The 509-nt window shown below is 26.3% G+C and carries 1 protein-coding gene; it reads right to left on the reverse strand.

Annotated elements, in window-relative coordinates:
* The coding region (locus tag ACQY5W_RS13670) for a 30S ribosomal protein S2 (protein ID WP_428025518.1) at positions 1-372 on the reverse strand (372 nt) is incomplete at its 3' end.
* Positions 373-509 lie beyond the last annotated feature (137 nt).

The following is a 509-nucleotide window of genomic DNA, read 5'->3' on the forward strand; positions in this document are numbered from 1 at the left end:
ATTCGAACTTTCATTTAATACAACAATTAAATTTGCTTGTTTTTTTAAATGAAATAAAAATTTTAAGTTTTTGTCTAGGTCTTTGTTGATGAGATCTTCTATTGTTAAATATTTAAATAATGACTTTGAGTTGGTAATAATTCCGTTCATCCATATAGATTCAGGAATAAAGCTATGCTTTTTGTTTGTTAAAAGCTGCTTGATTTTATAATTCAATTTCAGGGGAGTTCCAATAAATAAAATTTTTTTGTTAGCTACATGGAATTTATAAATAATGTGTAAAATTTTTTTTAATCTGGATTCCATGTTTTTTATCAGCAAATAATCGGTACGTTTTTTAGCTTTAAAAGTTTTTGCTTTTAATAATTTAATTTTTAATTTTTTATAAAATCAGTCCACTTTTATTATAAAATCAGGGGCAGATCTGACTGGATCCAAGCGACGTGCCGGTCATGAGAAGAAAATTTTATGAGATCCGATCCTATACAAAATATATGAGATTCAGTCCC

Origin of the sequence: Arcobacter sp., from assembly GCF_050300555.1 — a bacterium.
Lineage (GTDB): Bacteria > Campylobacterota > Campylobacteria > Campylobacterales > Arcobacteraceae > Arcobacter.